Genomic DNA, 7,221 nt, shown 5'->3' with positions numbered 1-7,221 from the left:
GATCCCGCGGGGCTCGGGGGTGTTGTCGGTGAGCACGCCCGCGCCCGCGGCCGGCGCCGAGGGCGCAGGCCCCGCGGACGGGAGCTCGCCGAGCCCGATGTCGATACGGGCCGCACCCCCGCTGTCGGACTGCAGGACCTGGGGCAGCACGACGGTCACGCCCATCGCCTCACACCTCCACGGCCCGGACGCACAGTACGTCGGGCAGGTGGGCGGCGACCTGCGACCACTCGCCGCTGGAGTCGGTGGTGGCGTAGACGTCGCCGGTGCGGGTGCCGAAGTAGAAGCCGGGGTCGTCGGATCCGTCGGTGCAGGCGCCGTCGCGCAGCACGATCCCGTAGTAGGGGTCGCGGGGCAGCCCTGCGACATCGGAGTGCCAGGTGCGGCCGGCGTCGTCGGTGCGGTACACGCCGAGGCGGTCGCCGGGAGGCAGGTGGCAAACCTGACTGACCACGGGGAACACGTATCCCGACCCGGGCGCGTGCGGGTGGGTGACATAGGAGAACCCGAAGTCGGTGGGCAGTCCCTCGGCAATGGAGGTCCACCCGGTGCCGGCGGGGTCGGTGCTGCGGAAGACGCCGTGGTGGTTCTGCGCGAAGAACTCGCCGTCGCTGCCGACGGCGACCTTGTGCACGCACTGGCCGTACTCGGGGTATTCCTCGGGCAGGAACACCGCGGTGATGCCGTGGTTGGCAGGCGCCCAGCTGGCGCCCTGGTCGCGGGTCTGGTAAACGCCGCCGGTGGACATCGCCACGGTCATGGCCGCGGGATCGGTGCCCTCGGCGCTCACCCGGCCGGGCAGCACGGTGTGGATGGCGGCGCCGCCGGCGCCGGGCCACCAGTCGGACCGGTGCGGGTGGTCCCACAGCGCGCGCACCAGTTGGAAACTTTCGCCGCCATCGGTGGAGCGGAACAGGGCGGTGGGTTCGACCCCGGCGTAGACGGTGCCGGGCTCGTCGCCGAAGGCGAACTGCCACACGCGCTCGAACGAGTCGTCTATGTCGTCGGGAAAGGCGATCGGCGCCTGCGGGGGCTCCTGCCAGGTTTTCCCGAGGTCGTCGGAGAACCACACGCTCGGCCCGAAATGCGAGCTTTCGGCACCGACCAGGATCCGGCGCGTGCGGGGATCGATCCCCACGGCGTAGACGCCGGCCATGTTGGCGTAGTCCTCGGTGTCGAGGCGGTGGGGACCGTGCAAGGTCCAGTCGCGGCGGTTGTCGGAGGTGGCGGTGAACAGGCCCTTGCGTGTTCCGATTACCAGCAGGTGTGTCATGTCCGTCCCGTGGGTGAGTGCTGACTGGGAGCCGTGGCGCCGGCTGCGGGCCGCCGGTGCAGCGGGTGTGCGCCCGGACGGCCGCGGAACGGGTGTCCTCGCGCCGCGGGCCCGGCAGTGTGACTTAGGATACCCAGTGAGTGGTAAAATTCGTACAAGTGTTCGCCGCTTGTTTTTGATTCTCCAAGCGTGACCGGGCACCGGCCGCCTCGCCGGACCGCTCCGCCGGCGAGGCGGCACCATGCGCGCCGCATGCGCACGCCCGCGAAGCCGTGGGCACCGATGCGGTGCCGGCCACCGTCAGGACCCCGCCCCTGCGCGCCCCGCCGCTACTCCGTTGCACCGCGCCCACCAGGGGCGCACCCGTTCCGGCGCCCCGGGCCCCATCCGTGAAATCACCAGTCCGGCTTTTACCGTCTGTCGGCGCGATGGGCGCCTGTGTAACTTGATGGCGTGCCCAGTGCAAATCCCCCACCGGCCGCCGGCATCCGCCTCCGCGGCCGGGAACCCGAGCAGCGGATGCTCACCGACGCCCTCGACGGCGCCCGGGCGGGCCGGGGCGCGGCGCTGCTGATCTGCGGCGGGCCGGGCATCGGCAAGACCGCTCTGCTCGACCACGCCTGCGAGGCGGCGCGGACACCGGCCGCCGGCCACTCCCGGCCGCCGCAGGACGCCGTGGGGCTGCAAGGCGCCATGGTGCTCAGCGCCGCCGGCACCGAGCCCGAGTCGGCGCTGGACTTCGCCGGGCTGCAGCGGCTGCTGCGCCCGGTCGCCGACCGCATCGCCGGGCTGCCCGCGCAACAGGCCGCGGCGATCGGCCAGGCGCTGGAGACCGGCCGCGTCGCCGAAAGCGACCGCTTCCCGCTCTCCCTCGGCGTGCTGCAACTGCTGTGCCTGCTGGGGCATACGGCGCCGCTGCTGGTCTGCATCGACGACGCGCACCTGATGGACGCCGCGTCGTTGGACGCGCTGGCCTTTGCCGCGCGGCGGCTGGGCACCGACCCGGTGGCCATGGTGTTCGCGGCCCGCACCGACTCCCCCAAACCGGTCGTGCCCGGCATCCCCACCGCGGTGCTGGGCCCGCTGTCCGAGCCGGCCATCAGCGACACCCTCGGCGATGCCGTGCCCGGCGGGATCGCCGCGGGGGTGCGCGCCGAACTGGTCCGCGCCGCCCACGGCAACCCGCTGGCCGCCCGCGGGTTCGCCGCCGCGCTCTCCCGCGACCAGCTCTCGGGTTCCGGCCCGCTGCCGCGCAGCCTGCCGCTGCCGGAAGGGCTGCGCCGCGCCTATGCGCCGCGTCTGGAGGCGCTGCCCGAGCCGACGCGCCGCCTGCTGCTGCTGGCGGCGGCCGATGCCGACTGCGGCATCGACCTGCTCGTGAGCGCCGCGGACCGGCCGGGGCTGACGGTGGGCGGATTGGAGCCCGCCGAGAGCGCCGGGCTGGTCCGCGTCGACGGCGCCCGGCTGCTGTTCACCGATCCGCTGCTGCGCGCCGCGGTCTACCAGGCGGCTCCGGTGGTGAGCCGGCGCGCGGCGCACGCCCGGCTCGCCCGCGTGCTGGATCCCCGGCACGACCCCTCGCGCTATGCCCGCCACCGCGCCGCGGCGGCCCAGGGGCCCGACTCGGAGCTGGCGGCCGAGCTGGCCGCGGCGGCCGACACCGCCAAGGAGCTCAACGGCCACTCGGTGGCCTCAGCCGCTCTGGAGCAGGCCGCCGAGCTGACACCCATCCCCCGGTTGCGGGCCTGCCGGCTGTCCACGGCCGCCCAGGACGCGTGGTTGGCAGGGCTGCCCGAACGCGCTGCGGAACTGCTCGACCGCGCCGAGCCCGATGCGGGCTCGCCGCGCCAGGCCGGGGTGCTGGAGCTGATCCGCGGCCATATCCAGCTGCGCGGGGGAAACGCGCTGGACACCGCCGATGCGCTGCTGGCCACCGCCGAGCGCCTGGTGCCGCACGATCGCGAACTGGCCGTCCGCTCGCTCATGCGCGCCGCCGATGCCGCCTCGCTGGCCGGCGACCCGGTGCGCCATGCTGCGGCCGCCCGCCGGCTGGCGCCGCTGGCCCGCGACAACGACCCGCCGGGCATGCGGTTGGCGTTCGCGTTCATGGAGGGCTGTGCGCTGTCCTTCGCCGGCGACTACACCGCCGCGGCGGGCCCCCTGCGGCGGGCCACCGATCTCGCCGAGGAGATCGATTCGCCGGCCGAGCTGATCTGGGCGAGCATCGCCGGCCTGCGGCTGGGCGATGCGCCGCTGGTGCATGCGCTGTCGACGCGGGCGGTATCGGCGGCCCGGCGCCGCGGCGCGTTGGCGGTGGTACCCCAGGCGCTGGAGTTCCTGGTGTACTCGGAGTTCTGGAGCGGGCGCTTCCCCTCGGGCATCGGCAACTGCATGACCGGTCTGCGAATGGCGCGCGAGACCGCCCAACCCAACTGCGCCACCCACCACCTCGCCGCGCTGAGCCTGCTGGCCGCGATCCAGGGCGACGCCGAGACCTGCCATGAACGTGCGCGCGCGGTGGCCGAACGCTCCAGCGAGAACAGCCTGGGCCTGCCGACCGCGCTCAGCTCCTGGGCGCTGTCGCTGCTGGATCTGGCCCAGGGCGACGCGCACGCCGCCTACTCGCGGCTGCGCGTGCTCAACCACGCGGGTCCGGGCTACGGGCATCCCGCGATGCGGCTGCAGACCGCGCCGGTCTTCGTCGAGGCGTGCGTGCGCACCGGCGAGTACGAACGCGCGGCGATCGCGCTGGGGCCCTACGAATCCTGGGCCAATGCCACGGGCGCTCTGGGCCCGCTGGCCGTGGCGGCGCGCTGCCGGGGCCTGCTGGCCGGCGCCGAGGACGCCCGCGACCATTTCGAGGAGGCGCTGCGGCTGCACCGCGCCTGCGGCGACGACGATGTGGAGCGCGCCCGCACCGCGCTGCTCTACGGCACCACGCTGCGCCGCAACCGGTTCCCCGGCCGCGCCCGCGAGCACCTGCGCGAGGCGCTGGAGACCTTCGAGTGGATCGGTGCCCGGCTGTGGGTCGAGCAGGCCCGCGCCGAGCTGCGGGCGATCGGCGATCCCGAACCCGCGGCGGATCCGGACCGCGAGCACCGCGGCCTGACCAGCCAGCAGCACCAGATCGCGCTGCTGGTGGCCGAAGGCGCCACCAACCGCGAGGTGGCCGCGCACATGTTCATCAGCCCGCGCACCGTCGAGCACCATCTGCGCGGGATCTTCCGCAAGCTCAACATCCGCTCCCGGGTGGACCTGGCCCGCATGTTCCGCTGAACCGGCGCGCCCGCCGGGCGCGCCGCTCCTACCCCGATTCCCGTTCCGCCCGCCACCCGCAATCCGCAATCCGCCCTATTGAAACCGCGACCGCCGACGAATGCCCGGTACATGCCAACCGGTCGGTATCTGCTGCGGCAGGAACCGGCCCGGCACGGAAAGCAGAGCGATGACGACCACACCGCCGCCACCCTTACTCGCCGCCGAAGGGATAACCGTGCGCTTCGGCGGCCTGACCGCGCTCAGCGGCGCGGCACTCGCCGTGCCGCCCCGCACCGTGGTCGGCCTGATCGGGCCCAACGGCGCCGGCAAGACGACCCTGTTCAACGTGGTCTCCGGGGTGACCCGGCCCCAAAGCGGCAGCGTCGCCTGGAAGGGCCGCGTCCTGCGCAACCACCGCCCCCACCACCTCGCCGGCCTGGGCATCGCCCGCACCCTGCAGGGGCTCAACCTTTTCCCGGGCCTTTCGGCGCTGGACAACGTCCTGGTCGGCGCCGACCGGCTGGCCCGCGGCGGCGCCTTCGCCATGCTCACCGGGCTGGGCCGCTACCACAGCGACGAGCGCCGGCTGCGCGATCGCGCGATGGCCGCGCTGGCGGAGTTCGGCGTCGCCCACGCCGCCCGCGCGATGCCGGGCACCCTGCCCTTCGGTGTGCAGAAGCGCGTGGCCCTGGCCCGGGCCGTGGTGGCCGAACCGGAACTGCTGCTGCTGGACGAGCCGGCCGCGGGCCTGTCCGGCGATGACATCGCCGCCCTGGGCGCGGCCGTGCGCACCTTCGGCTCGCGGATGGGCGTGCTGCTGGTCGAGCACCACATGGACCTGGTCATGGAGGTGTGCGACCGCATCTCGGTACTGAACTTCGGCGAGGTCATCGCCGCAGGCGGCCCCGGCGATATCCGCGCCGACCCGGCCGTGGCGGCGGCCTACCTGGGCACCGCCGGCGAGGAGGGCACCGATGACCGAACCGGCTGAGCAGCCGATCCTGCAGGTCGAAGACCTCTCGGCCGGCTATGGCGCTACCACTGCGCTGCACCGGGTGAGCATGAGCGTGCCCCAAGGCGGCATTTGCGCGGTCCTGGGTGCGAACGGGGCCGGCAAGACGACGCTGCTGCGCACGGTCAGCGGGCTGCACCGCGCCCGTTCCGGGCGGGTGCTGCTGGACGGCGCCGACATCACCCGGCTCGGGGCCGAGCACCACGTCCGCCGCGGCCTGGTGCACGTGCCCGAAGGCGGCGGGGTGATCGCCGAACTGAGCGTGGCCGAGAACCTGCGCCTGGGCGGGCTGTGGCGCGCGGACCGGCGCGACCGCGCCCGGCGCACGGCCGAGGTGCTGGAGCTGTTCCCGCCGCTGGGCGAACGGCTGGCGCGGCCGGCGGCCACGCTTTCGGGAGGCGAACGCCAGATGCTGGCACTGGGCCGGGCGCTGATGGCGCGGCCGCGGGTGCTGCTGCTGGACGAGCCCTCGCTGGGCCTGGCGCCGCTGGTCGCCGGGCAGATCATGCGCCTGCTGCTGGGGCTGTGCGCCACCGGGGAGCTGACGGTCGTGCTGGTGGAGCAGAACGCCCGCAGCGCGCTGTCGGTCACCGACCGCGCTTTCGTGCTCAACCAGGGCGAGGTCGCCTTGGAGGACACCTCCGGCCGGCTGCTGTCCGACGACCGCATGCGCCACGCCTACCTGGGCTTCTGACCATGGCATCGGCAACGGGCCGCCGGCCGGCCCGGCCCATTCGCGAAAGGGAACCGTGGACCACTTCGTCGACCTGACACTGAGCGGCCTGTCCTCGGGTGCGGTCTATGCCGCCCTCGCACTGTCGCTGGTCATCATCTACCAGGCCACCCGGGTGGTGAACTTCGCCCAGCCCGCGCTGGCGCTGATCTCGGTCTACATCGCCTACGCCGTCTCGCAGGCGACCGGCAGCTACTGGCTGGGCTTCGGTGCCGCCCTGGCGGCCGGGCTGGTGCTGGGCGCCGCCACCGAACGGCTGCTGATCCGCCCGATCCACGGCCGCTCCCCGCTCAACGCGATCATCGCCACGCTGGGCCTGCTCATGGTGCTGCAAGGGCTGGCGGGAATGATCTGGAGCAACGAGCCGCACTCCTTTGCCTACCCGCTCGGCTTCCGCGGCCGCTTCTCGGCCTCGGACTGGTTCGCGCTGGGCTCGGTGGGCACCGCCGCGCTGCTGCTGTTCGCGCTCTACCGGTTCACGCCGCTGGGGCTGCGGATGCGCGCGGCGGCGTTCCACCCCGAGGCGGCGCGGCTGAGTGGTGTGCGCGTGGGGCTGATGCTCACCACCGGGTGGGCGATCGCCTCGGTGATCGGTGCGCTGGCGGGGATGCTGGCGGCGCCGCCGTTCATCTACCCCAACGTGCTGGACTCGGTGTTCATCTACGCGATCGCCGCGGCGGTCACCGGGGGCCTGGAGAGCCCCTTCGGCGCCCTGGCCGGCGGGATGCTCATCGGCCTGTGCCTGTCCTACGTCTCCGGCTACGCCGGCCCGGAGCTGACCACCCTGGCGGCGCTGGCCATCCTCGTCGCGGTGCTGAGCATCCGCCCGGCCGGCCTGTTCTCCCGACCGACCGCGCGAAAGGTGTAGTGATGGCCGCCCTGGGCGAGGACGAGCCCGCCGGCGTCGGCGCGCCCCAGCGCCGCCGCGGCGGCGCCGCGGCACGG

The 7,221-nt window shown here is 74.0% G+C and carries 5 protein-coding genes; 4 read left to right on the top strand and 1 reads right to left on the bottom strand.

Annotated features, from left to right (window positions below; all coding sequences use genetic code 11):
- Window positions 1–169: 169 nt before the first annotated feature.
- Window positions 170–1,273, bottom strand: coding sequence for a WD40/YVTN/BNR-like repeat-containing protein (locus tag ACYVD5_RS26510; RefSeq protein WP_461003882.1), 1,104 nt, complete (start codon window positions 1,271–1,273; stop codon window positions 170–172).
- A 453-nt stretch (window positions 1,274–1,726) separates the two neighbouring features.
- On the opposite strand from ACYVD5_RS26510, the gene ACYVD5_RS26505 reads away from it, so the two are divergent.
- The 4 genes from ACYVD5_RS26505 to ACYVD5_RS26490 all read left to right on the top strand — a co-directional run bounded on the left by ACYVD5_RS26505 (window position 1,727) and on the right by ACYVD5_RS26490 (window position 7,144).
- Window positions 1,727–4,549 (top strand): helix-turn-helix transcriptional regulator, encoded by a 2,823-nt coding sequence (locus ACYVD5_RS26505; protein WP_461003881.1) that lies wholly within the window; start codon window positions 1,727–1,729, stop codon window positions 4,547–4,549.
- A gap of 169 nt (window positions 4,550–4,718) precedes the next feature.
- Window positions 4,719–5,522 carry an ABC transporter ATP-binding protein gene (locus ACYVD5_RS26500; RefSeq protein WP_461003880.1) on the top strand — a complete coding sequence of 268 codons (804 nt, stop codon included), beginning with the start codon at window positions 4,719–4,721 and terminating at the stop codon, window positions 5,520–5,522.
- The gene (locus tag ACYVD5_RS26495; RefSeq protein WP_461003879.1) at window positions 5,506–6,237 is read left to right on the top strand and encodes an ABC transporter ATP-binding protein; all 732 of its coding nucleotides are present in this window, start codon (window positions 5,506–5,508) and stop codon (window positions 6,235–6,237) included. The genes ACYVD5_RS26500 and ACYVD5_RS26495 overlap by 17 nt, the downstream gene beginning before the upstream one ends.
- A gap of 55 nt (window positions 6,238–6,292) precedes the next feature.
- Window positions 6,293–7,144, top strand: a complete 852-nt coding sequence (locus ACYVD5_RS26490; protein WP_461003878.1) for a branched-chain amino acid ABC transporter permease — start codon at window positions 6,293–6,295, stop codon at window positions 7,142–7,144.
- The last annotated feature ends 77 nt before the right edge of the window (window positions 7,145–7,221 follow it).

The organism is Streptomonospora sediminis (genome assembly GCF_054778995.1).
This window is presented reverse-complemented; position numbering and strand designations above follow the sequence as displayed.